Raw genomic sequence first — 26,601 nt, 5'->3', positions numbered from 1 at the left:
CACTGGCGATGGATAACATCAGATCAAACAGTTCCTGGCCCACCTGTTCAATGGTGGCCTGGCCCGTGGCAATCTGGCCCGCATTCAGATCCATCAGATCAAACCAGCGTCGCGCCAGGCTGTCGCGAGTCGCCACCTTGATCACGGGCACCGCCGCCAGGCCATAGGGCGTCCCTCTGCCAGTGGTAAAGACATGCAGATTCATGCCTGCAGCCAGTTGCAGGGTGCCACAAATAAAATCGCTGGCCGGCGTAGCCAGAAAATTGAGTCCCTTGCTGGCCACTCTTTCACCGGGCGCAACCACGCCGTTGATCGCCGTCGTGCCCGATTTGACAATCGAGCCCATCGCTTTTTCCACAATATTGGACAAGCCGCCGCGTTTGTTGCCCGGACTCGTATTGGCGCTGCGATCCGCCCCTCCCTGCGTCAGATAATTGTCATACCACTGCATTTCACGCAGCAGCGCCTGACCAACTTCCGGGGTCGCCGCGCGCGCGGTCAACTGAGCAATGCCATCGCGCACTTCGGTGACCTCCGAGAACATGACCGTCGCACCGGCCCGCACCAGTAGGTCAGTCGCATACCCGACCGCCGGATTGGCGGTAACGCCGGAAAAGGCATCGCTGCCGCCGCACTGCACTCCCACCACCAGCCCCGACAGCGGACAGGGCTCACGCTTGCGGGCGTTCAACTGGGCCAGCCGTCTCTCGGCCTTTGTCATGATCGCCTCGATCATGCTGGCAAAGCCGACATTTTCTTCGTCCTGAAGCGTAATCAGATATGGGTCGTCCTGCGCTATCGGAATACTGCCGACGGGAAACATTCTTGCCGGCTGCAGTTTTTCGCAACCCAGACTGACCAGCAGAACCTGACCGCCGAAATTGGGATTCAGGCTTAGATTACGCAAGGTGCGAATCGGGATATCGGCATTGGGCGCATCAATCGCCACACCGCAACCATAACCATGCTCCAGGTACACCACATCGTCTACGTTCGGATAGCGCGGCAATAATTCTTCGCGAATTTTGCGCACTGCAAATTCAACGACGCCTGTCACGCACTGCACGGTTGCGCTGATGGCCAGGATATTGCGGGTGCCAATCGTGCCGTCGGCATTGCGATATCCGTCGAAAGTCAGGCCTGTCAACGGCGCTGCCTCGCCTGGCTGGCGCGGCGCCACCGGCAGCGCGTCCAGCGTCGGCGCCTGCGGCATGCGCAACATGGCCTCATTGACCCAGGTGCCCGCCGCAACGTCGCACAGTGCATAACCGATGGCCACGCCGTAACGGATGACCGGTGCGTCCTTGGCAATCGCCTGCAAGGCGACCTTATGCCCCTGCGGCACCGCAGTCTGTAATGTCAGGCCACAGGCAAAGACAGCGCCGGCCGGCAGCCCGCCCTCATTGACAACAATAGCGACATTGTCCTGGCCACTGATTCGGATATATAAAGGCTTAAGTGTCTCTTGCAACATGATCCTCACTGGTAAACGAACAAGCCTGGCCTGTTGATACCTGCATTGGCCACCAGCGCTGCACGATGGTCAACATACGCTCCAATGTGTTTTAGCTCCAGGGCTGCGGGCTTGCTCACGACAAACTATTGAGGCCCCAGCTTATGAATCAGGGCAGCCAGCGCCTCGCTCTCGTGGCGGGTCAGGTTGGTCAGGGGAGCCCGCACACCGCCGGCGTCATGTCCGACAATTCTGGCGCCTTCCTTGACGATACTAACCGCATATCCCTTGCAACGATTGCGGATGACTGAATAGGGAATGAAAAAATCCGTTATCAGCTGGTCAACCGTTGCCTGGTCTCCTGCTACGATAGCACGATAAAAGTCCATGGCTGTTTTCGGAATGAAATTGAATACAGCCGACGAATACACCGGCACCCCCAGCGCCCGATAAGCGGCAGCGTAGAACTCGGCAGTGGGTAGCCCACCCAGATAAGACAGGCGCTCACCCAGACGACGGCGGATCGTGACCATCAGCTCAATATCGCCTATGCCATCCTTGTAACCCACCAGGTTCGGACAACGTTCGGCCAGCCGCTCAAGCTGATCGGCATTGAGCCGGCACAGCGATCGGTTATAAACTATAACGCCCAACCCGACCGCTTTGCATACCTGCTCCACATGCAGCGCAACACCGTCCTGATCAGCTTCGGTCAGGTAATGCGGCATCAGCAGCAATCCCTGAGCGCCGGCCTTTTCTGCCTGCTGTGCATAGCTGATCGCCAACCGGGTACCGCCACCCGCCCCAGCAATAATCGGAACTTTGCCTGCGCAGGTTTGCACTGCGGTGCTTATCACATTTGAATACTCTTGCGGCTCAAGCGAAAAAAACTCGCCTGTCCCCCCTGCGGCAAACAATGCGCTGGCGCCATAGGGCGCCAGCCATTCGAGTCGGCGCGCATAGCTGTCGGCTAGGAAATCGCCCTGCTCATCAAAATCGGTAACGGGGAAGGACAGCAGTCCTTCACTGACGGTCTGTTTCAATTCCTGTGGATTCATGAATACCCTGTCGTTGAAAAAATGGAAACGCAGCGCAAGTGCCGCAAGATACATGACAATCTTGTTATCATCTTTATGTTGTATGACATCTTATTTCATTTACCCATGTCAGACAAGTGGTTTGCGGCGGATTTCGGAAAAATGGATGCTGCGCCCGGCTGCCCGCAGCGCTTTCACTACAGTATCGCCTCCGAATAGCCTCCATCCCATCACGTCCTTGCCCTTGTGCCGGCCCACCCATTGTTAACCGCCGCTGGCACTGTTGCGAATATGAACTGATCACGTAAAATCGCACCATTGACTTCTGTTCACAGTAAGATAGGTGTCTGTCCGGCGACCTTACCCACCGCGACCGGTACCGTTTCTCCTTGTTATGGCCCATGCTCAATAACGAATTATTCCCGCATCCTGCTTTCACCCTGGCCCCAGAGACACTGGCGCGCCTGCAACACGGTGTTCACGCGCTCTGCGATAATCCCGTGCCCCACAGCGCCGGCGGCAAGCCGTTGCATTACCGGTTTCTGGACTCTCCTGTGGGTCCCATGATTGCCATGGCGTCGGATAAAGGCGTGGTGTTGCTGGAGTTTCTGGACACGATCGAGACGATCACCAAGGAAATCACCGATTTGCGTACTCGTTACGGATTTGCCCTGAGCCGACAGGATCATCCGTGCCTGGATGCGGTACAGCAACAGATGGATGCCTATTTCGCCGGCCAAAGGCAAACATTCGAGCTCGCCCTGGATGCGCCTGGTACCGTTTTTGATGAAACCGTATGGGCGCATTTGCAGCGAATTCCTTATGGCAGGACCTGCAGTTACGGCGACCTGGCCAGCGAAATAGGCAATGGCGCGCATGCCCGCATTGTCGGCACCGCCAATCATCGCAACCGTATCAGCATTGTGATTCCCTGCCACCGGGTTATTGGCGCCGACGGCTCACTCACCGGTTATGGTGGCGGGCTGGCACGCAAGCGCTGGTTGCTGGAATTCGAAAGCGTGCATGCGTGCAGCGCCCCTCTTGCAGGATGACATTCATGAAGCGCGACCAAGGCCAAACGCACCCCACCTGGAAGCCGCTGCGCTTGCCTGTTCTGGTCATCGTCCCCGGGTATCGTCGCCACCGACAGCACAATGACCCTTCTCCAGCACAACATAGCAGGCGGACGGTTCGCTGATGGGCGCGGCATGGCTGGCCAGCGAATGGTTCTGGAACGTGCTCTGGGCCGTTTATATCATCGTGATCGGGCTATGGGTGGTGCTGCAAAAGCGCCCGCCCGTCTCCACGCTTACGTGGATTCTGTTTCTAAGCTTTGTACCGGTCGTCGGTTTTGTCATTTATTATTTTTTCGGCCCGAAAAAAATCACCCGCAACAGGATTAATCGCAGCCTGAGCAAGCACCTTATTGAACGCGACGATACGTTATGGAACGTGCGCATTCAGCCTTCGGACCTGACCGAGCAGCAACGCCCCATCCATGACCTGGCCCTGCAGATCACCCACTATCCGCTGAGCTACGCAACCAGTTATAAGCTGCTATCGGGTGGCGAAAAAACCTATGACCGTATTTTCGAAGCGGTACGCGAAGCGCAGCATTACATCTTTCTTGAGTATTATATTTTTGAACAGGACCAGACCGGCACCACCCTGCGCGACCTGCTGACCGAGCGGGCCAAACAGGGCGTCAAAATCTACCTGATTGCTGATGCCATTGGTTCGCTGGGCCTGAACCGCCGTTTCATGCGCCCGTTGATCGACGCCGGAGCCAGACTGACCTTCTTTCACGACATCAGCCTGAAGCATTTGCTGTCGTTCATGAACCTGCGAAACCACCGAAAAATTGTCATCTGTGATGGCACAGTGGCTTTCACCGGCGGCATCAACATCAGCGACCAGCAAGATAGGCGTCGCAACAAGCGGGCATTTCATGACGTACACCTGGAATTGACCGGTCCGGTCGTCTCCTGGCTGGAAACCATTTTTGTCGAAGACTGGCACTATTCCACGCACGACTTGTCGGTACGTCACATGCTGCGCGAGCACTATCGTGATCGTCTTGAACGCCTGCAGGAACAGACCAAGGAAGAGACCGGCAAGGCGCCTGCTGCGCGACGCCTGGCCAATGATGAGCAAAGCCACGACAGCCAGCCGGTTCAGGAAACGCCGCGCTGGATACGCACCCAGATCATTCCATCAGGCCCGGATTTTGATTACGCCTCCATTTTACGCGTCACGGTTGATGCCATACAGCGCGCGCGCCACCGCGTCTACCTGACCACACCGTACTTCGTACCGGACGCAACCTCGGCCCAGGCGCTGACCTCCGCCTCCCTGCGCGGCGTCGACGTACGCATTCTGCTGCCCAAGCAAACCGACAACTATGTGGTGACCAAGGCGGCCCAATCCTGGTTCGATGATCTGGTTGCCGCAGGCATCCGCGTCTTCGAGTACGGCCCTCGCATGCTACATACCAAAAGCATGATCGTGGACGACGACATTTCCTTTATCGGTTCGGCTAATTTCGACAACCGCAGCTTTTACCTGAATTTTGAAGTGAGCGTGCTTTGCTACGAACGCGAGGCAAACCAGGTATTGCTGGAAGAATTCAATGCCTCCATGAAATATGCGCAGGAAGTGCAACTGACGCACCAACCGTTCTTTTCCAGGCTGAGCAAAGCCGTCGCGCGGTTGTTCTCGCCTTTGCTTTGAACCGCTTGGCGCAAACCGTGAATTGGCCCTTCAGACAATCACCTCGCCTGCTACCTCGGGTCGGACAGCGATGCCACCGAAACCGGTAAGCCGGGCGTCACCGTGGTAACCTATACTCATTCTTTCATCCGCATGATTATTCGATTGAGATCGCCCATTATGTCTACTTATTCATCCAGCACTTCAATCACAGACGATACGCCCGACGCGGCGTTGACCGAAACCCTGCAGGACAGCGCCTTTATTTTTGAAGGTAAGATCATCAAGGTGACGGTCGACACCGTCGTCCTGCCCAATGGCAAGACGGCGACCCGCGAAGTGGTGCGACACTGCGGCGCGGTCGCCGTGCTGGCCGTCACGCCCGAAGACAAAGTCGTTCTGGTCAGGCAGTTTCGCCACCCTACTGGCGGCCCGCTGCTGGAAATACCAGCAGGCAAACTGGATGTAGACAACGAGCCGCCCGAACAATGCGCCTATCGTGAACTGGCCGAAGAAACGCCCTATACCGCTGGCGGCATGACACTGATACACACCTTTTATACGGCACCCGGCTTTTGCGACGAGTTGATGTACATCTTCCGTGCCGAAGGCGTACGACAGGACAGCACCCTGGATTCAGATGACGATGAATTTGTGCAAACGGTATTGATGAGCCGCGAAGAAGTTCGCCAGGCCATTGACAAGCAACAGATTCGCGATGCCAAGACATTGGTGGCATTGCAATCGTGGTTGCTGGAAAAATAAGATACGCACCACGGCGACAAGCACGATGCAGCACCCTCGCATCGCGCCAGCCGCTATACAGAAACCGTACGTCAGGGCGAGAGCCCCACGCTGCCGATATCGTCGGGGCTGGACAGGCTAAGCAGCTTGGTTTCAGTCTGCGCCAGGCGTACGCCCGCAGTGGCAAATATAAACCCGCCGACCGGCGCATTGACTGGCGTCACCGTCAGCGCGACCGGATCCACGATTTCGGCCAGCAGCTGATTGCGTTGCACCCACTGCCCTGCGGCAACGTGATACACCACAATACCAGCACAAGGCGTGACCACATAGGCCAGCCCGCCCAGCGGATGCGGCTCACAGCGTAATGGCGGCATTGGCGCCACCTCGGTGGCGGGCAACTGTATATAACCCTGCTGGTTCAGATATTGGATCAGCGCAAGCGCATCATGCTCGGCATACTCATGTGTCAAATCGCGATCACCGCGCAATTCAACGGTTGCCGCAAAACATGCCAGCGGAATGTTCGCCTCTGGATATACGCTTTGCAGTTTCAGCCAGGGGGTGGACACCATTTCGTCAAACGAACATGACAAAGAATCTTCGGCCAGCAACTGGCATTCGCTTTGCAGATAGCGGGCTAACGGTTCACAGCGGTCCCAAACCTGAGGCAGAGAATACACATGCATGACCGCGCGGTTATCGCAATGCAGATCCAGCACGACGTCGGCATCACACGCCATTTTCAACAGCGTGACATGCAGCTCGTCGATCAGGCGGGCGGGCGCCAGCGCATCCAGCACGTCCCGCATTTTGCCGCGGATCAGCGCCAGATTGGCCTGGGCATCTGCACCGGGCTTTTCACGGCTGTTTTGCAAAGCAGTCTGCAGGTTCTCGTATAGCGGGACACCGGTAAGACGATTGAAATTCTGTCCGGTCGGCAACTGGAAACGGCCGATATGCTCATAGAACACGGTTTGCGACAGCCCGATCGGGTTGCAAAACGGCACCAGAATAATTTCACAGTTGAGCGCGCCCTGCTGCTCCAGTTCCTGCAAACGACGATTCAGGTAAAAGGCCGCCAGAGAACCGGGCAATTCGTCCGCATGCAGACTGGCCTGCATATACACCTTGCGGCCGGTATCGGTCGGCCCGAAATGAAAGGCATTGATTTCAAATGAAGCACCGGGAGCGCTTAGTGATAAAACATGTTTTTTGTGATGCATTATGCTTGTGCCAGATGTCGGGAATTCAGATGAACAAGATAGCGCTGCTCGATTTTTCGAAAGATAAAGACCAGCACGAAATTGAGCACTAGATAAATACACGCTGCTGCCGAATAGGCAATGAATGGCTGATAGGTATTGGTCACAAACAGGCTGGCCGCGCCGGTGATTTCCATCATGGCCACCGTAGAGGCCAGCGCTGTGGAATGCATGGTCATGATGACTTCATTGCTATAGGCCGGCAATGCACGGCGCAAGCTCGACGGCAGAATAATGCGGCGCATTGCATTGCGTCGATTCATGCCATAGGCGCGAGCCGCCTCAATTTCTCCGCGATCGGTATTTTTGATGGCGCCGGAAAAAATCACTGTGGAATAGGCTGCTGTGTTCAGTGTCAGGGCAGCCAGCACCCAGACAAAGCCTTCCTTGAGAAAGCCGAAGCCGGGCTGCGACATGAGCTGTCCGATGAAGTTAAAACTGGGAATGCCGTAATAAATAATATAGATCTGCACCAGCAGCGGCGTGCCGGTAAAGAAGTAGGTGAAGGCATGAACCAGGCGTGCGGATAGCGTATGCTGGCGCTGGTGAATCACGGACAGCGGAATGGCCATGCACAGCCCCACCGCCACTGACAAGGCCGTGAGCGTGAGCGTGAGCGGCGCTGCCCGCAAACAGGTGACCAACGCGTCAAGAAACAGGGAAAGCGTTTCAGACATGCGCGTCCTCTCTGGCAAAACCACGCTGATAATGCTTGTCCAGATATCGGAACACATACAGCGATACCGTAGTGAGCAGCAGGAACAACAGCGCCGAGACGGTGTTAAAGACAAAAGGCATGTGGGTTGCGCTGCCGGCCTGCTGTGCAATGCGCGTCATATCATCCAGGCCGATAATGGATACCAGCGCCGTGGCCTTGGTCAGGACCAGCCAATTATTGCGTACACTGGGCAGGGCAAAACGCATCATCAGCGGAAAGGTTATGCGTTGCAGCACCTGCAGGCCACGCATACCGTAGGCGTGGCCGGCTTCAATCTGTCCGTAGGGGATGGCCATGATGGCGCCACGGAAGGTTTCAGTGAAATATGCGCCAAAAATAAATGACAGGGTCAGTACGCCCGCTGCAAAAGGGCTGATTTCGAAGTAATCCAGCTCCCAGGCTTCGGTAATGGCGTTCAGGCCGATTTGCGCACTGTAGTACACCATCAGCATCCAGATCAGGTCGGGCACCCCGCGCACGACGCTGGAATAGACCCAGCCAAGACGAGCGAGCAGGCGATTGCGCGACAGCCGCATATTGGCACCCACCAACCCGATAACGACAGAAATGACCAGCGATAGCACGGCAATTTCGAGGGTCAGCACCGCGCCCTGCAAAATGCGGGGCAGATACTGACCGATCAGATTTATTTCTTCCATCCTGTTTCCCATTACATGGCGCTGCGCATACTTTTTGACTATACACAACCCATTCGTTGCAGTGCCTGACGAGCAAAGAACAATACCATTGGCCACAGCCAGACCGCAATAACTGCGCCCGGCGCATGCCCCGGTTCGGTAAAACCGGTGCCATTGGCGCCCAATTTTATCCGCCATCCCGGCGCCCGCGGCCATTATATCGCCCTGACCGTTGAAATAAACCGCCGGTTTTCCCTTAGCCCTCTATGCCGCCTGAGGGAAACTCCCTGTACATTTTCCGGCTGATGCTGTCATAATCTTCAATCTGGACCACCGCCTGCGGTGGTGCGACAACGCTGCAAACGGCAACAGATCGGGCAAAGGCCTCATGCTACCAGGTATGCATCCGGCGCCGGCCTGAAGACTGTTTGTCCGCTGCAGCACTGCTTACGTCATTTAGGAATATCCATGAACCTGAAAAAACACGTTTTCGGAATCGGTCTGTGCGCAATCGCGCTGGCTGTTTCCACCTCAGCCGTCGCGGCTGACAAAACCATCCGCTTCGGTACGGACGCAACATACGCGCCTTTTGAGTCCACCAGTCCATCCGGCGAAATTGTCGGCTTCGATATCGACGTGGCCAAGGCCATGTGCGAAAAAATGCAAGCCAAATGCACTTTCCAGAATCAGGGCTGGGACGGCATTATTCCCGCATTGCGCGCCAAGAAATTTGACGTCATCGCCTCTTCCATGAGCATTACGCCCGAGCGTGAAAAAGCGGTACTGTTTACGCAGAAAATCTGGACCACGCCCAATATGTTTGTCGCCAAAAAAGGCGCAACCTATCAGTCTACCGCTGAAGGCCTCAAGGGTCTGGATCTGGGCGTGCAGCAAGGCACCATCCAGGACAAATACGCGACCAAGTACTTCAAGGACACCAATATCAAGCGCTATAAAACGCTGGAAGATGCCTATAACGATCTGACTACCGGCCGCGTCAATGTTGTGTTTGCCGATGGCGGCGTGACGACCGAGTTCGTCAACAGCCCGGGCGGCAAAGACTTCCAGCTTGTGGGCGACCCGATCCCCTCTTCTGCCGATCCCGAGATTTTCGGCCAGGGCACCGGTTTTGCCGTGCGCAAGAACGATACCGAACTGAAGGACGCACTGAACAAGGCATTTAATGAAATCCGCAAGGATGGCACCTATCAGAAAATTGCCGATAAATATTTCAAATACGATATTTACGGCGGCTGATCCGGCACGCGAAGCGGCAGGCAGCCTTGCCGCTGTTGCCGCTGGCGAACCAGCGCCACCCACTGCATTCCCTGCTAGGGTACCGCGCCCGCCCAGGGAATGTATTTTTTTGCGAAACGCCCGACACGCTCGCCCATACACCACAACAAAAAATAATAACTTCCATTAATTCACATCAAAACACACCAACTCGCAGTCATCGTGCAATTAATTTAAATTGCATCAATTAAATCGCTTGCGTAGCATACGTTTACATCGTCACACTCCTTTGCCCTGCACCGCCCGTGCGGCAAGACATTATCTAAACGACAAGGAACGTAAGCATGGATACCCTTTCAGTGCACAAAAACCATGAGTCCGGCGCCGCATGGACGGTCCAGGCCATATTGGACCTATACCAGTTACCCTTCATGGATTTGCTTTTCCGCGCCCAGCAGGTGCATCGCGAACATCACGAGCCCAACGCAGTACAGCTTTCCAGCCTGCTTTCCATCAAGACTGGCGGCTGCCCTGAAGACTGTTCCTATTGCCCGCAGTCTTCCCGCTACGACACCGCTGTGGAGCGTGAAAAACTCATGCCGCTGGACCAGGTGATACACGCGGCGCAGCAGGCCAAAGCCGCGGGCGCGCAGCGCTTCTGCATGGGCGCCGCCTGGCGTAATCCCAAGCCGCATCAGGTCGATGCGGTCGCCGAGATGATCCGCGCCGTAAAGGAGCTGGGCCTTGAAACCTGTGTCACGCTGGGCATGTTGCGTGACGGCCATGCAGCACAACTGAAGCAGGCCGGGCTGGACTATTACAACCATAATCTGGATACCTCGCCTGAGTTTTACGGGCAAATCATTACGACCCGCACCTATCAGGACCGCCTGGATACGCTGGAGCGTGTACGCGATGCAGGCATTCACGTATGTTGCGGCGGCATTGTCGGCCTGGGCGAGTCGCGTCGCGAGCGGGCCGGACTGATTGCCCAACTGGCCAACATGAATCCCTATCCGGAATCCGTGCCGATCAACAACCTGGTCAAAGTGCAAGGCACACCCCTGGCCGACAATGAAGAGATCGACCCATTCGAGTTCGTTCGTACAATCGCGGTTGCCCGCATTACCATGCCCGGCACCTTTGTACGCCTGTCAGCCGGACGCGAAGCCATGCCCGACAGCCTGCAGGCCCTATGCTTCATGGCCGGGGCTAACTCCATGTTCTACGGCGAAAAACTGCTCACTACCGGTAACCCGCAGTTGCAGGCAGACCAGGCATTGTTCCAGCGACTCGATCTCAAACCGGTGGGCCGGTGCCACACAGATGACCCGGTAACACCAGCGGCGGACACAGCTGCCCGACCATGCGCCTGCACCAGCAGCGCCCTGGCGGCGTCCTGACCAACCTGACAAATCCGACCACGGCATCACCGTAACCTGATATCACCCTTTCTCATTCACAATTGAAATATGACCTATCTCATTCTAAGCATTCTTTGCAGTGTGGCTGTCTCGGTGCTGCTCAAGGTCGCCCGCCGCCAGGGAGTTGATATCCGCCAGGCCATCGCCTTCAATTATGTGATGGCCTGCGCACTGACCTGGTTCCTGCTTGCACCTTCGCTGGAACCCAAGGCCGGCCACCACTTTCCATGGCTGCTTTTCGCCATACTGGGCATCATACTGCCGGTGCTGTTCGTGATCATGTCGCGGGGGGTGGAATATGCCGGCATTGTGCGCTCCGATGCCGCGCAGCGGCTGTCCCTGTTTCTGACAGTGCTGGCCTCGTTTGTCCTGTTTGGCGAAGCACTCTCGGTCAATCGCGGCCTGAGCCTGGCGCTGGCATTTGCCGCGTTGTTCTGCCTGCTGTGGAAGCCGGCTGATACCACGCCAGGCACCAGCGTGCGCCAGGGCGCGTTGTATCTCTTTCTGATCTGGCTTGGCTATGGTGTGGTCGATATGCTGTTCAAACAGATCGCCAAAACCGGCACGGCATTTTCCAGCGGTTTGTTTTTATCTTTTGTACTTGCCGGTGTCATTATGTTTGGGTATCTGCTGGTACGCCGCACGCAATGGAATGGCCGCAGCGTCCTGGGGGGGCTGCTGCTGGGCCTGCTCAATTTTTGCAATATTCTTTTTTATATTCGCGCCCACCAGACTTTCCATGAGAATCCGACGCTGGTGTTTACGGTCATGAATATTGGCGTGATCAGTCTAGGCACGATTGTGGGGGCCGTCGTGTTTCGCGAGAAAATCAGCCGCATCAATCTGCTGGGTATTGCATTTGCCATTATTGCGGTTCTCACGCTGTACTACTGGACAGTGGTCAGCGGGTGACGGATGCGCCAGTACAGGATGAGGTCTTCGGCTGATCGCAGCCTGCGCCCAGGCGCATAACAGCATAGACCATATGTGCTGCGAGCCGCGCTTGCAGCACGACTGTCGTAACCAGCGTAAAAAAAACGGCACCATCAAATATTGGTTTCTTAGTCCAATGTTTGCGGTGCCGTTCGGCTTGCGGCCCTTTTCTACATCACACAAAACACCCTGTTGGCCCTGTTGCCGGCTACAGCACTTTGCCGGGATTCATGATGCCATGGGGATCAAATACCTGCTTGATCTGGCGCATTAATTTCAGTTGCAATGGATCCTTGTGATGCAAAAAGGCATGGCGCTTCAGTTGCCCAATACCGTGTTCAGCACTAATGCTGCCACCATACGCCATGACTTCGTCGAACACGGCGTCTGCGATCCGGGTCTCCCATTCGGCCGCCCAACGCTTGTCCGCCCCTTGCGGACGCGACACGTTGTAGTGCAAATTACCATCGCCGAAATGGCCGAAAACGAACAGCCTGCAATCGGGGCTGACCTTGCGCAGTTGCGCTTGAGCGGTGTTGACAAACTCCGGAATACGCTCAATGGGCAATGAAATATCATGTTTAAGATGCGGACCATCAGCCCGCTGCGCTTCAGAAATCTCTTCACGCAAGCGCCATAACGCCTGCAGTTGCGCCAGCGAAGCAGACACCGCCGCATCCACACACAGTTCCTGCTCCAGCGCCTGACCGATCACCTCTTCCAGCAACTGGCTCAGCGCCTGCTCATTGGCCGTATCGGCCAGCTCAATAAGCACATAGGCCGGATGGCGGTCGCCAAAAGGCAATTGCACCCCTTCAACGTGCGTCAGCACCAGGTCCAGGCAGGCGTCGGTGAAAAACTCAAAGGCCTGCAGACGCGGTCCGCAGGCGCCAAACACCAGACGAAACAATTCCAAAGCCTGCTGCTCAGACTCGACTGCTGCCAGCACCACGCTACGGACATGCGTTGGTGCATGCAGCCTGAGCGCGACCCCGGTGATCACGCCCAGCGTGCCCTCGGAACCGATAAGCAACTGCTTCAGGTCATAGCCGGTATTATCCTTGCGCAAAGTCTGCAGGCCATTGAAAATTTCTCCATCCGGCAGCACCGCTTCGATCCCCAATACCAACTCTCGCGCCATGCCGTAACGCACCACATTGACGCCACCCGCATTGGTTGCAACATTCCCGCCAATGTGCGATGAGTCTTCTGCCGCCAGACTGAGTGGCAGCAAGCGATCCTGCTCCTGGGCAGCGCGTCGCAAATTGCCCAGAATGCAGCCGGCATCCGCAACCAGCGTATTGGCAATGGTGTCAATGGTGCGGATATTGTTCATGCGATCCAGGGACAGAATAATGTTGTCGGGACCCGCATCGGGCGTTGCGGCCCCGCAAAGCCCCGTATTGCCGCCACGCGTCACAACCGGCACTTTGTATTGACTGCACAGACGCATACATTGCGAAACCTGTTCCGTAGAAACCGGGCGCACCAGCGCCTGGGCGTTGCCTTTATATACACCGCGCCAGTCGCTCAGCCATGGTTCGATGACGGCCGCGTCGATCTGCACCACGTCTGGCCCCAGTGCTGCCTGCAATTTTTCAAGAAATTCCTGCATTGTCTTTCCTAATAGTGTTAAAGCCAACTGCGACAGATGCATGTGCGGCAGTCAGTGTGATTACGAAAAAAATAAATTCCTGGCTCTGCGCCTTAGCCGCCAGTCTTGCGCGTGAACGCACTGGTATCGAGTTCCAACCGTTCACTGGCCTTGCGCAGATGGGTCTGGGCGCGGCTGCGGGCCAGTTCTGGATCGCGCTGGCGTATGGCCTCAAGTACCTGCTCATGCTCGGCATGCACCTGCCTGGACAATGGGCTATGGGCCACCCCCCGCTCGCCCGCGCGCGAGGCCTGCTGCGTCTTTAATGCCTGTTCCGTCTTCAGCGTATGGACTCTGGCTGCGTGCACACTTTGTCGCCACTGCCTTGCCAGGTAAGCCAGCAAGTCACGATAATGCGGGTTGTGCGTTGCCTCGGCAATCGCCCGGTGAAACCCCACATCCCACTCCATCGCCTCTTCAGGCTGGTGCAGGCTTTTTTCCAGCGATCGCAGAATATGCTGCATATGACGCAAGTCTTCGGTGGTCGCCCTGACGGCAGCCAATGCCGCCGCAGCGCCCTCAATTTCGAAGCGCAACTCGTAGATATGGCGCAAGGCATCGCGATCCACCATATCCGGCACCGGTACCTGAAAACCGTCATTGACATCGCGGCTGAGCACCGTGCAACCGGCGCCCTGCCGGGTACGCACCAGACCCTTGGTTCGCAAACGTTCGGTCGCCTCGCGGATGACCGCTGCGCTGACGGAAAACTCTCCGGCCAGCAGCTTGCCCGACGGCAGTTTAGTCCCCACAGGATACACACCATCGGCAATGCGCTGCATCAGCATCTGGGCTACACGGTCGGTCAGCGTTGAAGTTGTCATTTGCATGGCATAAATATATCAGGTTATCTGATAACTTTAAGGAGTTTTTCAGCCAGTCGATAAAATTTTCTCAATTCAGGCCCCATGCTTGGGGACAAATCGCAGTATGGTTTGCAGCAGACGTCATGAGACAGGAGGATATCTGCGGAGATTGCCCTTCACGCCAGGTCCTGGCATGCCGGGCGCAGGAGGGCAACGTTCAGCGGGCACCGCTGGTTTCTATCGCATTTGTGGCTAACAGCGACATAACGACGGCCAAACCAGACCAGTTACAGAACCCGACACGTTGCCTTGCACGATGCGTGCCGCCACAAACTGCATGCAGACAATGTCGGTGGCGCATTCCTTCATCGGCAATGATCGGCAGCGCCTGAGTGTCAGCGATCCGGGGGCGCAGCGTGCCCTGCCAGTGTCGCTGATGTCATTTTGAATGCAGCATCGCGTGATCCACTGCGCGCCGCGCCTGACAAAGACTAAGGCTTTTTCGCCGGCGGCGCTGTCGGATACGCAGCATCAGCTACATCATCGCCCGCACCTTCGCCTGTTGTACCTTCGCCTGTTGTACCTTCGCCTGTTGTACCTTCGCCTGTTGTACCTTCGCCTGATGTACCTTCGCCCACTATGCCGTCCTCAGCCATTTCTTCTCCAGCCATGGCAAGATCTTCATCGGCTACAGAGTGATCGGCATCGGCTCGCTGAGGCAGGTTCAGTTCAGTAATCGGGTCGCCGGACTGGATAATATCCAGTACTTTTTCCATGGCTTGTTCGTCAGATGAAATATCAATCGATTCATCAACACGCGGATCCAGCGCGGTTGCCATGGGAGAGGCCGGCACGTTGACCGACATGGGCACAAAGGGTTCTGGATCCACCTTGTAGGTACCCTTGACTTTCTCTTTGCGCACAAAAATAACCAGCGAGAAAGCCGCCAGCGATGTATAAATATAGAACATGGGCGCGCCGCCAATGTCCATCAGCTTACCAACCAGCAGTGGCCCAAGACTGGCGCCAACGCCATAAGTCATCAGCAACACGCCGCTTAAGCCTACACGCAGCGACGGGTCGACGTGTTCATTGGCAAAAGCGGTCGCCAGCGGATAAATCGTAAATTGCAGGACACCGAAAATGGCGACCATGACCAGCATCACCGGATACGGCAGATGCCAGTAGCCATAAAACGGGATGGTCAGCAGCCCCAGCAAAAGGGCATTGAAGCGAATCATGTTCAAGCGATAAATGCGATCGGACAACCAGCCCATCGGCCATTGGGACAGCAGACCGGCCATGACCGAGACCGACAGGAACACCGCAACCTGGTCGGTATTCATACCCTCTTTACTGGCATATACCGGCCCCAGGCCGTAAAAGGAACCGGTAATACTGCCCGCCACAAAGAGCACGAACATGGACATCGGCACCAGTCGAATGAACACTTTGAGTTTGATCGGCGCATGTACCTGCAAGGCCGGGTGACTGCGACGCGTGATGGCCACCGGAATCAGGCAGAGCGCCATGGACATGGCAACCACATTGAGCGTGGTCAGATCTTCGGGCGAGAAAAACGATACGGTCATCTGGCCAACAACCAGCCCCAGACCAGACATGACCATATAAAAGGCAAAAACGCTGCCGCGCTGCTTCTGGTCGGCCTGGTCATTAAGCCAGCTCTCCAGCACCATATATTGCGTGACCATGGTCGCGCCGGTCAGAAAGCGCAGAAATACCCAGATCGGCAGCAGCGGCGTAATTGTCTGGGCCAGAACCAGCACCGTCACCATCGCAGCTGAAATCGCGTAGGCGCGAATATGCCCCACACGCTGCACCAGCTTGTGCCCGAAACGCGCGCCCAGTACCTGGCCGGTATAGAAAGCAGCAATCAGCAAGCCAATCCAGACCTGGCTGACTCCCTCATTTGTCAGGTGCAACGCGATGAATGTGTTGTACAGACCCGTGCCGAGCGACATGAGCAATGTCGCAAGATACAGAGAGAAAAAAGACAGAAAAAGGCTGATCATTCTGACCCGACGAGAAAGGCGGACGATAAAAAACAACAAATGCAATAAAAATGAAGCTGCCTGCAGCCGGCCCGTTCGAATCCGGCCGGCAGTCCCGCGATAAACGCTGCGTCATTGACGGCCGACGCAACCCGCAGCGCCGGCCCGATTGTGCTTAAAGCTGGGAAAGAATTGTCTGGGTGCCGCTAATCTTGTAGTCACCACCCTCTTCGACGTTCAACTGCTTGACCACGCCATCTTCCAGAATGGCCGAATAACGACGCGAACGCACACCCAGGCCGCGGGCGATCAGATCCAACTCCAGGCCCATCTCTGTTGTCCAGGTGGCAGCGCCATCGGCCAGCAAACGGATGATGCCGGTCGCGCCAGTGTCGCGCCCCCAGGCGCCCATCACGAAAGCATCGTTGACGGCAACGCACCAGATTTCATCCACGCCTTTGGCCTTGATCTGCTCTGCATCACGAATGAAATCGACCACATGTTTGGTCGTGCAGGTCGGCGTGAAGGCGCCAGGTACGGCAAAAAGCACTATTTTCTTGCCTTTGACCAGCTCGGACACCTTGAAGGCCTGTGGGCCACCGCTCTGGCCATTATCCGCGTTTTCGATGAACTCTGTGAGTGTACCTTCGGGTACCCGATCTCCAATGCTGATTGTCATATTGACTCCTGTCTGATTAAGCAAATGCGTGTGCGATTAGTGTAACACCTGGCTCCGCAGCAAAGGGTAAATCCCCCATCACCGCTGCGTCCATACCATAACATTATCCTGTGACACAAATACCTACGCCGACAGGGGCGTTTTTCACAATGGCCGCAAATACAGGTATAGTTATCGGATACCGCGTTCGCACCATGAAACTGCCATTACGACAGCACAGGTTGCGCGGTTCCATTATTATTTTCGCGGTCCCGGACCGCTTATTGCGCATGAAAAAAACATCTGTCGTTTCCGATACCCCGGCCAAGGCCGATTCCGCCGCATCGGCGCTTAGCCATCTGGACGAAGCCGGCCAGGTTCGAATGGTCGACGTGCTGGGCAAGACCGCCACCGCGCGTACTGCGGTAGCGCGCAGTATTGTACGCATGACACCCCGCTCCTATGCCGCCCTGAATGCCGCGGACAACAGCAAGGGCGAAGTGCTCAATACGGCCCGTGTTGCCGGTGTGCTGGCCGCCAAGCGCTGCGCCGAACTCATTCCCATGTGTCATAGCCTGCCGCTGACGTTCGCCGGGATCGACTTTACCCTGGACGATCAAGCGCAGTGCGTCACCATCCGCGCGACCTGTCGCAGCGACTATAAAACCGGCGTTGAAATGGAAGCGCTCACTGCCTGTTCGATCGCCGCACTCACCATTTACGACATGTGCAAGGCTGCCGACAAAGGCATTATTATTGAAGACACCCGACTTGAATACAAATCGGGTGGCAAGAGTGGAGAATGGCGTTGTGATTAATATTTTGTATTTCGCCCGCATTGCCGAGCTCACAGGCAAGCGCACCGAACAACTGGCTTTGCCCGCCCCGGTCACCGTCAACGCGTGGCTGGCGCAATTGCACGAGACGTACCCGGCGCTCAAGGATGTCGGCGCACTCAAAGTGGCGGTCAATAAAAAACATGCCCAGGCCGACACCCTCATTCATGACCGCGATGAAGTTGCGATCTTCGAGCCTGTTACCGGAGGTTGACATGATCACTGTACAGCACGCCGATTTCGATGCCGGACAACTGATTCGCGAGCTGCACGAACGCAGCCAGGGTCAGGCCGGCGCCGTAGCCTCGTTTGTGGGCTATGTGCGCGATTACTCGGCATCGCAGCCGACGCAGGAACTCTTTCTTGAACATTACCCAGGCATGTGCGAGCAGGAACTGGCCGATATTGCACAACAGGCCATGCAACGCTGGGATATCGTCCAAAGCACCATCGTGCATCGGGTGGGCGCCCTGTCACGCCAGCAACAGATCGTTTTCGTGGGCATTGCCAGTGCCCATCGTGGTGATGCCTTTGCCGCCTGCGAGTACATCATGGATGCGCTCAAAACCCGCGCGCCTTTCTGGAAGCGGGAAACGCTGGCCGACGGCAAGGCATTCTGGGTGCAGGCGCGCAGCAGCGACCAGCAGCGCCTGGAAAAATGGACGGGGCCGCAAGACGATACGGCGCAAGCAAGAACACCTGAGCAGGAAGAACATAAATGAAGTCGCTTACGGAAAACGACAGCAACGTTGCATTGCATATTGCGATTCTGACCATTCACGATACCCGCACTCAGGAGACTGACAGCTCGGGCCGCTATCTGGCCCAAGCCATTGTGGGAAGCGGCCACCAAGTGGCCGACCAGGCCATTTGCCCGGATAATCGATACGCCATCCGCAAGCATTTGTCCGACTGGATCCTCAATGATGACATCCAGGCCATTATTACCAATGGCGGCACGGGCATGCGAGACAGGAATGCCACGCTGGCGGCCGTCACGCCGTTGCTCGATACGCAAATCGCCGGTTTTGGCGAGTTGTTCCGCGCCTATTCGTTTGCCGACATCGGCTCGTCTGGCTTGCAATCGAACGCCCTGGGCGGCAAGGCCAACAACACCCTGATCTTCTGCCTGCCGGGTTCCACTGGCGCCTGCCGCCTGGGATGGGAAAAGATTCTGCGCGAGCAATTCGACAGCCATCACCAACCCTGCAATTTCGCATCGGCTTATGCCAAGCGTGATTGAAACGTGATCGGCATCAGGTAGTGATGGCAACTGCAATAACAGGCTCGAATCGCCAGCACCCAATCGTGCGCGGTCAGCCCGGGACAGCATGCAAGGCGGGCTGCGCCGCATTGCGCAAGCCGTTTTTTTTTCAATAGCGGCGTGGTTATGTCGTCAACAGCCCGAGTGCATATGACGGACACGACCGGCACTATTGCGCTGGCCATCAGCCCCGGCATTGCCCACCACTTATACCGTATTCCGTACTTTACATACTTGAGAAATGACCCCAGGAAACGCCACTATGCTCGATTTTGATACTGCCCAGCAGCGGCTGCTGGATCTGCCCATCGCCGATATTCCCGTGGAAACCATCAGCCTGCAACAGGCGCACGGACGCGTGCTTGCACAGGATGTCGTGGCGACACTGGACATGCCCTCTGCCGACAACAGCTCGATGGATGGTTACGCATTACGCCTGCAGGACTATGTTCCCGGCTCGACCCTGCCGGTGCAACAGCGCGTATTTGCCGGACAGGCGCCGCAGCCCCAGGAACCCGGGAAAATCTCCCGCATTTTTACCGGTAGTCTGATTCCGGAGGGTGCCGATACGGTCGTCATTCAGGAAGTGTGCAGCGAAGAGGATGGGCTGGTCACGATCACGCAGGCCCCCGTCAAAAACCAGAATATTCGCCGCCAGGGTGAAGATACCCGTGCCGGCAGCGTGTTGCTGGAGCAAGGCACGGTACTGGGTGCAGCCGAAATCGGCCTGATTGCCACCCAGGGCATTGCCACGCTGACGGTTTACCGCCGGCTCAAGGTCGGCATTCTGACGACCGGCGACGAACTGGTGCCCGTGGGACAATCACGGGATTCCTCGCAGATTTTCAACTCCAACGCCCCCATGCTGACCGCGCTGTTTCAGACCCTGGGTGCGCAGATCGAACATGTCCTGCATGCCATGGATGATATGGATGCGACACGAGAGGCATTAAATACCCTGTTTGCCGACTGCGATCTGGTCATCAGTGTCGGCGGCGTATCGGTGGGCGAAAAAGATCTGGTCAAACCGGCACTAGAGGCACTGGGCGCCAGCCTGGATTTCTGGAAGGTGCGCATGAAACCGGGCAAGCCGGTAGCGCTGTCCAGCGTCAACAACATCCCTGTGATCTGCCTGCCGGGCAACCCCGTTTCCGCGTATACCGTGCTGGCCGTGCTGGTCTCGCCACTGATCCGCAAGCTGCAAGGACGCAAGCAATGCCTGCCATCGCGGATTCAGGCCACACTGAAAACAGACAAGGTTTTTAACGAAACCCGCGATGAATTTCTGCGCGTTCGCATCACCCAGGATGAGAAAACCGGGATGCTCATGGCTGAACCCTATGAGCGGCAGGGATCCGGCATGAGCTCCTCCCTGCCCTGGGCCAACGCCTTTGCACGCGTGCCTGCAGTACAGAAATATACCGGGGGAGATCGCGTATGGGTCTACCCCAAGGAAAACTGGATTCGTTAAACACGCGGGCCCATCGGCCACCCCTTCGTGCAGGCGCTAGTCGATTGCCGTCACACTGGCCTGGGCAAGCGCCAGTTCCTCTGGCGTATTGACATTCAGAAATGCCTGAGCATGATCAAACACCACCCGCACGGCATGCTGTGATTCCAGCCAGGGAAGCACAGCGCGGCGACCGCCTTGCAGGTAGTCTCGCAATGTCGCCAGCATCGTCGCATGCAGCAGCAGACAGATGGAATGGTCGCGCGCACCGGCATGCGCAAAGGCAATTTGCCCGCCCTGGGCCATCAGCTCAGTATACAGGTGCACCACATAATCATCCGGCAGTGCCGGCATATCGCATCCGGCCACAACCAGCCACGGCGTCTTGACATGAGGCGCCGCCGCAAGCAGACCGGCCAGCGGCCCCTGGCTGCCGTCGAATTCGGCAGGATCCTGCACAACTTGGCCGTACTGGCGGTACTGCTCCTGATTCTGGTTGGCGCTGATCAGCATGCTGGCCGCTTGCGGCCGCAGCGCCCGCAACACATACTCGATCAGGGGGCGCGCATGCAGCCGGACCAAGCCTTTGTCCACCCCGCCCAATCGCCGACCCTGACCCCCGGCCAGTATCAATGCCGTCACGTCCTCACGCCGAAGTTGTGCCGGCTGCGGTATGGCAGTCATGCTCAGCCTCCGATATAACTCATTTCTATTTTTTCCCGCTTACCGCTTAACTGGTCACGCAATTCGGAGTACCGGTCAGCCCTGCCCGTCCAGATACCAGCCAGCGAACCAGCAATATCATGGTCTGTTGCGGCAGAGCGCAATAACGCTCGCAAGTCAAAGCCTTGATCTGCGAATAGACAGGTAAACAATTTGCCTTCCGGCGACATGCGCAGACGGGTACAGTCACCACAAAATGCATGCGTCACACTTGTGATAAGACCCACTTCGCCGCCACCGTCTTTGTAGCGCCAGCGCTTTGCCACCTCGCCCGGATAGTTGGCATGCACCGGCTCCAGCTCGAATCTATCCTGCAATTGTTGCAGGATTTCCCGGCCACTGACCACATCTGTCATATCCCAGTGGTTGGTCACGCCGACATCCATAAATTCGATGAATCGCAGAATATGGCCGCTGTGGCGGAAATACTCCGCCATGGGCGCGATCTGGTGTTCATTCACACCCTTTTTCACAACCATATTGATCTTGATCGGTGTAATGCCTGCTTGCCGCGCGGCTTCGATACCGGCCAGCACCTGGTCTACATGAATTTTGGTATCGCTCATCTGCCGGAACAGATCAGGATCCAGCGCATCCAGGCTGACGGTAATCCGTTCCAGTCCGGCGTCCCGCAATGGCACAGCCAGACGCTGCAGCAGTGTGCCGTTAGTGGTAAGCGCAATATCCAGCGGCTTATCTTCCAGGTCTCTGATCTGGGCCAGCATGGCGATCAGGCGGGTCATTTCCTTGCGCAACAGCGGTTCCCCGCCGGTAATGCGCAACTTGTTTACACCCAGCTGCGCAAAAAGGCGCGCCATGCGGGTAATCTCTTCGAACGACAGAATCTGGCTGTGCGGCAGAAACACATGGTCGCTGCCAAACTGGTCACGCGGCATACAGTACGAGCACCGGAAATTGCATTTGTCGGTGATCGAGATGCGCAAGTCACGCAAGGCGCGGCCCAGCTGGTCCACGACGGGCCTGCCGGGTATGTACTCCGCCTGCGGCAAGGGCCGCTGTGCCACTTTACGGATATCGGAAATAGGAATAATGTTAGTCATTGAAGGCTTCTTCTAATGTCTGGATTTTGCCTGCCTCAGTTGCATCATACCCTACCAGCTGCCCGAGAAATTGCAGATAATCCTGACTGCGCATGAAATGAATGAATTTTTCCACATTGATCTGCTGCAGACTATTGCGGTTCAGGGCGAAAAAATAGCGCTCGCGCACCAGCGGAATAAAGTCCAGGCCGAAACGATGGGCCGCAGTCTGCACGCCAATGCCCACGTCGGCCATGCCACTTGCAATATGAGCCGCGATGGCCATGTGCGTGAACTCGCTGTCTTCGAATCCACTGACTGTCGACGCCGGAATATTTTCCTCCTGCAACATCAACCCCACCAAATAACGCGTACTTGAGCCCGGCTGACGGTTCACAAACCGCACATCATCACGCGCCAGATCCCGAACCGACTGAATATTCTTCGGATTGCCCGGCTTGACGAACAGCCCGGTGTTACGTATCGCCAGATGAATCAGCAAATGCGTTTCGCCATTGAGCCAGGGCGAGTAACGGGCCAGGATCGGTTTTTCGAACTTGCCAATCGGCACCTGGAATCCGGCCAGTTCACACTCATTCTGCTCCAGCGCCGCCAGTGCCTCTATCGCCGTACGGTAACGTAACTCCAGGATGGGTAGCGGTGAATTCATGCGTTGCGTCAGCCCTTCCACGGCAAAGCCATGGCTGGCATGCAGACGCACATTGGGCGTATGCTCCGGAATCAGTTTTTCCAGCTCTTCCTGTGATTCAGAGGCCAGGCTTTCCAGGGTCGGCGACAGCCGCGCCTGGATGCGCCGGTTGGCCCACACCAGCCGCTTGGCGAATTCGGACAGTTCTGTCCCCTTGCGCCGCTTGGTAATGAGTAGCGGCACCCCGAAAACCTCCTCAAACTGCCGCAACACGCCCCAGGCGTGACGATAGGAATGCCCACAAGTTTCGCTGGCCGCCACGATATTGCCGCTGATATCAATTTCAGCCAGCAAACCCAGCAGCATGGATAGCGACAAGGTTTTACCTTCCTGGGTATCGATGGTCCACTCAGGGTTTATCCTGATCGAAAACGGGTACATAGTGCAATCTCCCTTGGCGGTTTCATCACCATTATATGTGTTATTAATTTCATATTGAAAATATATCTGAAGTGGCTACTATTGAGGCTATAAGCACATTTGTCAAATGGGAATTTAACATCCCGGCGCATTGCGGTGCTGCAGCATTTTATTATGATGCAAATTACATATTAAGCAGGCTCAAACACGTATCGGAGACAGCCATGTCCAAAACGGGCATTTCCTCGCCTTTCATTCAGTCGGTCGATAACAAGATCAGAAAGATGATTCCACTGACACCAGAGACGCCCAATTCGCGTGCCGTGTCAGCCAGCCTGGTCAAACTGGGCAATATGCCGGGTGCATTGCTGCCAGTGCTGCATGACATCCAGGACACACTGGGCTATATCCCCCCTGAGTGCGTCGACCAGATTGGACAGGCATTGAATTTATCGCGTGCCGAGGTTCACGGCGTTATCACCTTCTATCCCCATTTTCACACCACGCCCAAGGGCGCAGTGCATATCGAAGTCTGTCGGGCCGAATCCTGTCAGGCCATGGGTTCGGTGCAGCTTGAAGCCCATATACTCAAGGCAACCGGCTGTGACATGAACAGCACCCGCGCCGATGGCCAGGTGTCTGTCGATGCGGTCTATTGTCTGGGACTGTGCGCCCAGTCGCCTAATATCATGATCAACGGCGAACCCTGTGCGCATGTCACACCGCAAGCGTTCGATGAACTGTATCGCGAACACACGGAGGCCGTCTCTGTATGACTATTCGAATCTTCATCCCCGCTGACGCCGCTGCCATTGCCGCTGGCGCCGAACGTGTGGCGGCGGCCATCAGCAAAGAGGCGGCGCAGCGCAACCAGGACATTACCGTGGTGCGCAACGGCTCGCGCGGGTTATTGTGGCTTGAGCCCATGATCGAAGTGCAGACCGAAAATGGCCGCGTGGCCTATGGTCCGGTCAAGGCCAGGGACGTGCCGTCCCTGTTCGACGCCGACTTCCTGCATGGCGGCCATCACGCATTGGCCCATGGCCTCACCGAAGAAATCCCGTTCCTAAAAAAACAGGAACGCCTGACCTTTGCGCGCGTAGGCATTACCGATCCACTCTGCCTCACAGACTACATGGCACACGGCGGTTTTGCAGGCCTGAAAAAAGCCCTGGACATGGTGCCGGCCGATATCGTGCAGGAAGTAACCGATTCCGGCCTGCGCGGACGAGGCGGCGCTGCGTTTCCCACCGGCATCAAATGGAAAACGGTCCTGGGCACGCCGGGGCGACAGAAATATGTCGTTTGCAATGCCGACGAAGGCGACTCGGGTACATTCTCTGATCGCATGCTGATGGAAGGCGACCCGTTGTGCCTGATCGAAGGCATGACCATCACCGGACTGGCAACCAATGCAACCCAGGGATACATCTACGTCCGTTCCGAATACCCGCACGCCATTGCAGCATTGAACCGCGCCATCGACGTGGCGACCGAAGGCAACTGGCTGGGGCAAAACATCCAGGGCAGCGGCAAGTCCTTTTCGCTTGAAGTGCGCAAAGGCGCCGGCGCCTACATTTGCGGCGAAGAAACCTCGCTGCTCGATTCGCTCGAAGGCAAGCGCGGGTTGGTTCGTACCAAGCCGCCGCTGCCGGCCATCAAGGGCCTTTTCGGCAAACCCACGGTCATCAATAATGTGATATCGCTGGCGTCTGTTCCCTACATTCTTGCCGAAGGCGGCCAGGCTTATGCCAACTACGGTATGGGGCGCTCCAAAGGGACCCTGCCCTTTCAACTGGCCGGCAATATTCGCCAGGGCGGGCTGGTGGAAAAGGCCTTTGGCCTGACCTTGCGCGAACTGCTTTTTGATTATGGCGGCGGCAGCGCCAGTGGCCGGCCCATCAAGGCGGTACAGGTAGGCGGCCCGCTGGGCGCATATCTGCCGGAATCGCAATGGGATGTGCCCATGGATTACGAAGCCTATATGAAAGTATCGGCCATGATCGGCCACGGCGGTATTGTCGCGTTCGACGACACCGCCAAAATGAACGATCTGGCACGCTATGCCATGGAGTTCTGTGCTGTCGAGTCCTGTGGAAAATGCACCCCCTGTCGTATCGGCTCTACGCGCGGCACGGAAGTGATCGACCGGATTACCGCCAACGAAAATCGCGAAGAAAATGTCGAGCTGCTACGCGATCTGTGCGACACCATGCTGGGCGGTTCGCTGTGCGCCCTGGGTGGCATGACGCCCTATCCTGTCTTGTCCGCCCTGCAGCACTTCCCTGCCGATTTTGGCATCGAAGCGAGCACAGAAACCGAACATTCATGAACCAAGTAAATTATCCGCTGCCAGAACAGGCAAGGAGCTTCCAATGTTAGAAACCGTCGTCAAACGTGATACCGATCTGGGTACACCCGAAGTCATCTCCGACACACTGGTAACTGTCACGATTGACGGTTACGATATATCGGTGCCGGAAGGCACCTCGGTCATGCGCGCGGCTGCGCTCAACGGCGTCAACATTCCCAAATTGTGCGCCACTGACAGCATTGAAGCGTTCGGCTCATGCCGCTTGTGCCTGGTGGAAATCGAGGGCCGGCGCGGCTACCCTGCGTCCTGTACCACACCGGTAGAGCAAGGCATGGTTATCCGCACCGAAACACCCAAGCTGCATCAACTGCGGCGCGGCGTCATGGAATTGTATATTTCCGATCACCCGCTCGATTGCCTGACCTGCCCGTCCAATGGCGATTGTGAATTGCAGGATATGGCAGGTGTGGTCGGATTGCGCAACGTGCGCTACGGCTACGAAGGCGCCAATCATCTGCAGGACCAGAAAGACGAGTCCAACCCTTATTTCACTTACGATCCCAGCAAGTGCATTGTCTGCAACCGCTGCGTTCGCGCCTGCGAGGAAACCCAAGGCAC

26 protein-coding genes are annotated in these 26,601 nt (G+C 56.6%); 14 read left to right on the top strand and 12 right to left on the bottom strand.

The window, feature by feature from the left end:
- A partial coding sequence (gene garD, locus ACTIKR_RS10605) for a galactarate dehydratase (protein ID WP_442327815.1) occupies positions 1-1,474 on the bottom strand: 1,474 nt, incomplete at its 3' end.
- A 125-nt stretch (positions 1,475-1,599) separates the two neighbouring features.
- The gene (gene kdgD, locus ACTIKR_RS10600) at positions 1,600-2,511 is read right to left on the bottom strand and encodes a 5-dehydro-4-deoxyglucarate dehydratase (RefSeq protein WP_193087681.1); all 912 of its coding nucleotides are present in this window, start codon (positions 2,509-2,511) and stop codon (positions 1,600-1,602) included.
- A 380-nt stretch (positions 2,512-2,891) separates the two neighbouring features.
- On the opposite strand from kdgD, the gene ACTIKR_RS10595 reads away from it, so the two are divergent.
- From ACTIKR_RS10595 to ACTIKR_RS10585, 3 genes are all read left to right on the top strand, one after another.
- The gene (locus ACTIKR_RS10595; RefSeq protein ID WP_442327814.1) at positions 2,892-3,542 is read left to right on the top strand and encodes a methylated-DNA--[protein]-cysteine S-methyltransferase; all 651 of its coding nucleotides are present in this window, start codon (positions 2,892-2,894) and stop codon (positions 3,540-3,542) included.
- Between the two features lie 145 nt (positions 3,543-3,687).
- Entirely contained in the window at positions 3,688-5,220 is a 1,533-nt protein-coding gene (locus ACTIKR_RS10590; protein ID WP_193087679.1) for a phospholipase D-like domain-containing protein, read from the top strand.
- A gap of 159 nt (positions 5,221-5,379) precedes the next feature.
- The gene (locus ACTIKR_RS10585) at positions 5,380-5,964 is read left to right on the top strand and encodes an NUDIX hydrolase (RefSeq protein ID WP_193087678.1); all 585 of its coding nucleotides are present in this window, start codon (positions 5,380-5,382) and stop codon (positions 5,962-5,964) included.
- 71 nt (positions 5,965-6,035) lie between these two features.
- Here ACTIKR_RS10585 and ACTIKR_RS10580 read toward each other — a convergent pair whose 3' ends face one another.
- The 3 genes from ACTIKR_RS10580 to ACTIKR_RS10570 are packed head-to-tail and all read right to left on the bottom strand — an operon-like array spanning position 6,036 to position 8,585.
- On the bottom strand, positions 6,036-7,169 hold the full coding sequence (locus ACTIKR_RS10580; RefSeq protein WP_193087677.1) for a succinylglutamate desuccinylase/aspartoacylase family protein: 1,134 nt from the start codon (positions 7,167-7,169) through the stop codon (positions 6,036-6,038).
- Entirely contained in the window at positions 7,169-7,885 is a 717-nt protein-coding gene (locus ACTIKR_RS10575; protein WP_193087676.1) for an ABC transporter permease, read from the bottom strand. The genes ACTIKR_RS10580 and ACTIKR_RS10575 overlap by 1 nt, the downstream gene beginning before the upstream one ends.
- Positions 7,878-8,585, bottom strand: coding sequence for an ABC transporter permease (locus ACTIKR_RS10570; RefSeq protein WP_193087675.1), 708 nt, complete (start codon positions 8,583-8,585; stop codon positions 7,878-7,880). Before ACTIKR_RS10570 ends, ACTIKR_RS10575 begins: the two co-directional genes overlap by 8 nt.
- 447 nt (positions 8,586-9,032) lie before the next feature.
- Here ACTIKR_RS10570 and ACTIKR_RS10565 point away from each other — a divergent pair, with 447 nt between their 5' ends.
- The 3 genes from ACTIKR_RS10565 (at position 9,033) to ACTIKR_RS10555 (ending at position 12,136) form a co-directional block, all read left to right on the top strand.
- Positions 9,033-9,821, top strand: a complete 789-nt coding sequence (locus tag ACTIKR_RS10565) for a lysine/arginine/ornithine ABC transporter substrate-binding protein (RefSeq protein ID WP_442327813.1) — start codon at positions 9,033-9,035, stop codon at positions 9,819-9,821.
- 323 nt (positions 9,822-10,144) lie between these two features.
- Complete coding sequence (gene bioB, locus ACTIKR_RS10560; RefSeq protein ID WP_442327812.1) at positions 10,145-11,203, top strand: biotin synthase BioB; 1,059 nt, start codon at positions 10,145-10,147, stop codon at positions 11,201-11,203.
- Positions 11,204-11,272: 69 nt separating this feature from the next.
- Positions 11,273-12,136, top strand: coding sequence for an EamA/RhaT family transporter (locus ACTIKR_RS10555; protein ID WP_442327811.1), 864 nt, complete (start codon positions 11,273-11,275; stop codon positions 12,134-12,136).
- A gap of 229 nt (positions 12,137-12,365) precedes the next feature.
- Here ACTIKR_RS10555 and ACTIKR_RS10550 read toward each other — a convergent pair whose 3' ends face one another.
- The 4 genes from ACTIKR_RS10550 to ACTIKR_RS10535 form a co-directional block, all read right to left on the bottom strand.
- Positions 12,366-13,772: an FAD-binding oxidoreductase gene (locus ACTIKR_RS10550; protein WP_442327810.1), complete on the bottom strand. Its 1,407-nt coding sequence runs from the start codon at positions 13,770-13,772 to the stop codon at positions 12,366-12,368.
- Between the two features lie 92 nt (positions 13,773-13,864).
- Positions 13,865-14,635: a FadR/GntR family transcriptional regulator gene (locus ACTIKR_RS10545; protein WP_442327809.1), complete on the bottom strand. Its 771-nt coding sequence runs from the start codon at positions 14,633-14,635 to the stop codon at positions 13,865-13,867.
- A 473-nt stretch (positions 14,636-15,108) separates the two neighbouring features.
- Positions 15,109-16,650, bottom strand: a complete 1,542-nt coding sequence (locus ACTIKR_RS10540; RefSeq protein ID WP_442327808.1) for an MFS transporter — start codon at positions 16,648-16,650, stop codon at positions 15,109-15,111.
- A 154-nt stretch (positions 16,651-16,804) separates the two neighbouring features.
- Positions 16,805-17,308, bottom strand: a complete 504-nt coding sequence (locus tag ACTIKR_RS10535; protein WP_193087668.1) for a peroxiredoxin — start codon at positions 17,306-17,308, stop codon at positions 16,805-16,807.
- Between the two features lie 269 nt (positions 17,309-17,577).
- Between ACTIKR_RS10535 and moaC the strand changes: the two genes are divergently transcribed.
- The 5 genes from moaC to ACTIKR_RS10510 all read left to right on the top strand — a co-directional run bounded on the left by moaC (position 17,578) and on the right by ACTIKR_RS10510 (position 20,858).
- Positions 17,578-18,105: a cyclic pyranopterin monophosphate synthase MoaC gene (gene moaC / locus ACTIKR_RS10530; protein WP_193087667.1), complete on the top strand. Its 528-nt coding sequence runs from the start codon at positions 17,578-17,580 to the stop codon at positions 18,103-18,105.
- The gene (gene moaD, locus ACTIKR_RS10525; RefSeq protein WP_193087666.1) at positions 18,098-18,337 is read left to right on the top strand and encodes a molybdopterin converting factor subunit 1; all 240 of its coding nucleotides are present in this window, start codon (positions 18,098-18,100) and stop codon (positions 18,335-18,337) included. The genes moaC and moaD overlap by 8 nt, the downstream gene beginning before the upstream one ends.
- Position 18,338: 1 nt before the next feature.
- Entirely contained in the window at positions 18,339-18,845 is a 507-nt protein-coding gene (locus ACTIKR_RS10520) for a molybdenum cofactor biosynthesis protein MoaE (protein WP_442327807.1), read from the top strand.
- On the top strand, positions 18,842-19,366 hold the full coding sequence (locus ACTIKR_RS10515) for a molybdenum cofactor synthesis domain-containing protein (RefSeq protein ID WP_442327806.1): 525 nt from the start codon (positions 18,842-18,844) through the stop codon (positions 19,364-19,366). Before ACTIKR_RS10520 ends, ACTIKR_RS10515 begins: the two co-directional genes overlap by 4 nt.
- A 283-nt stretch (positions 19,367-19,649) precedes the next feature.
- The gene (locus ACTIKR_RS10510; RefSeq protein ID WP_442327805.1) at positions 19,650-20,858 is read left to right on the top strand and encodes a molybdopterin molybdotransferase MoeA; all 1,209 of its coding nucleotides are present in this window, start codon (positions 19,650-19,652) and stop codon (positions 20,856-20,858) included.
- A gap of 36 nt (positions 20,859-20,894) precedes the next feature.
- Here ACTIKR_RS10510 and mobA read toward each other — a convergent pair whose 3' ends face one another.
- The 3 genes from mobA to ACTIKR_RS10495 are packed head-to-tail and all read right to left on the bottom strand — an operon-like array spanning position 20,895 to position 23,690.
- Positions 20,895-21,521 carry a molybdenum cofactor guanylyltransferase MobA gene (gene mobA, locus ACTIKR_RS10505; protein WP_442327804.1) on the bottom strand — a complete coding sequence of 209 codons (627 nt, stop codon included), beginning with the start codon at positions 21,519-21,521 and terminating at the stop codon, positions 20,895-20,897.
- Between the two features lie 2 nt (positions 21,522-21,523).
- Entirely contained in the window at positions 21,524-22,621 is a 1,098-nt protein-coding gene (gene moaA, locus ACTIKR_RS10500; protein ID WP_193087661.1) for a GTP 3',8-cyclase MoaA, read from the bottom strand.
- A complete protein-coding gene (locus ACTIKR_RS10495; RefSeq protein ID WP_193087660.1) occupies positions 22,614-23,690 on the bottom strand; it encodes a substrate-binding domain-containing protein in 1,077 nt (358 codons plus the stop codon). The genes moaA and ACTIKR_RS10495 overlap by 8 nt, the downstream gene beginning before the upstream one ends.
- A 203-nt stretch (positions 23,691-23,893) precedes the next feature.
- Here ACTIKR_RS10495 and ACTIKR_RS10490 point away from each other — a divergent pair, with 203 nt between their 5' ends.
- The 3 genes from ACTIKR_RS10490 to ACTIKR_RS10480 all read left to right on the top strand — a co-directional run.
- Complete coding sequence (locus ACTIKR_RS10490; RefSeq protein WP_193087659.1) at positions 23,894-24,445, top strand: NAD(P)H-dependent oxidoreductase subunit E; 552 nt, start codon at positions 23,894-23,896, stop codon at positions 24,443-24,445.
- Entirely contained in the window at positions 24,442-26,001 is a 1,560-nt protein-coding gene (locus tag ACTIKR_RS10485; RefSeq protein ID WP_442327803.1) for a formate dehydrogenase beta subunit, read from the top strand. The genes ACTIKR_RS10490 and ACTIKR_RS10485 overlap by 4 nt, the downstream gene beginning before the upstream one ends.
- 43 nt (positions 26,002-26,044) lie before the next feature.
- The coding region (locus tag ACTIKR_RS10480) for a 2Fe-2S iron-sulfur cluster-binding protein (RefSeq protein ID WP_442327802.1) at positions 26,045-26,601 on the top strand (557 nt) is incomplete at its 3' end.

Source organism: Advenella sp. (assembly GCF_052108595.1).
GTDB lineage: Bacteria > Pseudomonadota > Gammaproteobacteria > Burkholderiales > Burkholderiaceae_B > Advenella.
The sequence above is the reverse complement of the archived record's forward strand: the minus strand, read 5'-3'. Positions and strand labels throughout refer to the sequence as shown.

What these genes read in the sequence shown, in the direction of transcription:
- ACTIKR_RS10490 (WP_193087659.1), top strand. Translation starts at nt 23,894, where the DNA reads ATGTCCAAAACGGGCATTTCCTCGCCTTTCATTCAGTCGGTCGATAAC.
- kdgD (WP_193087681.1), bottom strand. Translation starts at nt 2,511, where the DNA reads ATGAATCCACAGGAATTGAAACAGACCGTCAGTGAAGGACTGCTGTCC.
- mobA (WP_442327804.1), bottom strand. Translation starts at nt 21,521, where the DNA reads ATGACTGCCATACCGCAGCCGGCACAACTTCGGCGTGAGGACGTGACG.
- ACTIKR_RS10485 (WP_442327803.1), top strand. Translation starts at nt 24,442, where the DNA reads ATGACTATTCGAATCTTCATCCCCGCTGACGCCGCTGCCATTGCCGCT.
- ACTIKR_RS10580 (WP_193087677.1), bottom strand. Translation starts at nt 7,169, where the DNA reads ATGCATCACAAAAAACATGTTTTATCACTAAGCGCTCCCGGTGCTTCA.
- ACTIKR_RS10515 (WP_442327806.1), top strand. Translation starts at nt 18,842, where the DNA reads ATGAAGTCGCTTACGGAAAACGACAGCAACGTTGCATTGCATATTGCG.
- bioB (WP_442327812.1), top strand. Translation starts at nt 10,145, where the DNA reads ATGGATACCCTTTCAGTGCACAAAAACCATGAGTCCGGCGCCGCATGG.
- ACTIKR_RS10595 (WP_442327814.1), top strand. Translation starts at nt 2,892, where the DNA reads ATGCTCAATAACGAATTATTCCCGCATCCTGCTTTCACCCTGGCCCCA.
- ACTIKR_RS10550 (WP_442327810.1), bottom strand. Translation starts at nt 13,772, where the DNA reads ATGCAGGAATTTCTTGAAAAATTGCAGGCAGCACTGGGGCCAGACGTG.
- ACTIKR_RS10495 (WP_193087660.1), bottom strand. Translation starts at nt 23,690, where the DNA reads ATGTACCCGTTTTCGATCAGGATAAACCCTGAGTGGACCATCGATACC.
- ACTIKR_RS10540 (WP_442327808.1), bottom strand. Translation starts at nt 16,650, where the DNA reads ATGATCAGCCTTTTTCTGTCTTTTTTCTCTCTGTATCTTGCGACATTG.
- ACTIKR_RS10520 (WP_442327807.1), top strand. Translation starts at nt 18,339, where the DNA reads ATGATCACTGTACAGCACGCCGATTTCGATGCCGGACAACTGATTCGC.
- ACTIKR_RS10575 (WP_193087676.1), bottom strand. Translation starts at nt 7,885, where the DNA reads ATGTCTGAAACGCTTTCCCTGTTTCTTGACGCGTTGGTCACCTGTTTG.
- ACTIKR_RS10535 (WP_193087668.1), bottom strand. Translation starts at nt 17,308, where the DNA reads ATGACAATCAGCATTGGAGATCGGGTACCCGAAGGTACACTCACAGAG.
- ACTIKR_RS10555 (WP_442327811.1), top strand. Translation starts at nt 11,273, where the DNA reads ATGACCTATCTCATTCTAAGCATTCTTTGCAGTGTGGCTGTCTCGGTG.
- ACTIKR_RS10585 (WP_193087678.1), top strand. Translation starts at nt 5,380, where the DNA reads ATGTCTACTTATTCATCCAGCACTTCAATCACAGACGATACGCCCGAC.
- moaA (WP_193087661.1), bottom strand. Translation starts at nt 22,621, where the DNA reads ATGACTAACATTATTCCTATTTCCGATATCCGTAAAGTGGCACAGCGG.
- ACTIKR_RS10565 (WP_442327813.1), top strand. Translation starts at nt 9,033, where the DNA reads ATGAACCTGAAAAAACACGTTTTCGGAATCGGTCTGTGCGCAATCGCG.
- ACTIKR_RS10590 (WP_193087679.1), top strand. Translation starts at nt 3,688, where the DNA reads ATGGGCGCGGCATGGCTGGCCAGCGAATGGTTCTGGAACGTGCTCTGG.
- ACTIKR_RS10510 (WP_442327805.1), top strand. Translation starts at nt 19,650, where the DNA reads ATGCTCGATTTTGATACTGCCCAGCAGCGGCTGCTGGATCTGCCCATC.
- ACTIKR_RS10545 (WP_442327809.1), bottom strand. Translation starts at nt 14,635, where the DNA reads ATGACAACTTCAACGCTGACCGACCGTGTAGCCCAGATGCTGATGCAG.
- ACTIKR_RS10570 (WP_193087675.1), bottom strand. Translation starts at nt 8,585, where the DNA reads ATGGAAGAAATAAATCTGATCGGTCAGTATCTGCCCCGCATTTTGCAG.
- moaC (WP_193087667.1), top strand. Translation starts at nt 17,578, where the DNA reads ATGAAAAAAACATCTGTCGTTTCCGATACCCCGGCCAAGGCCGATTCC.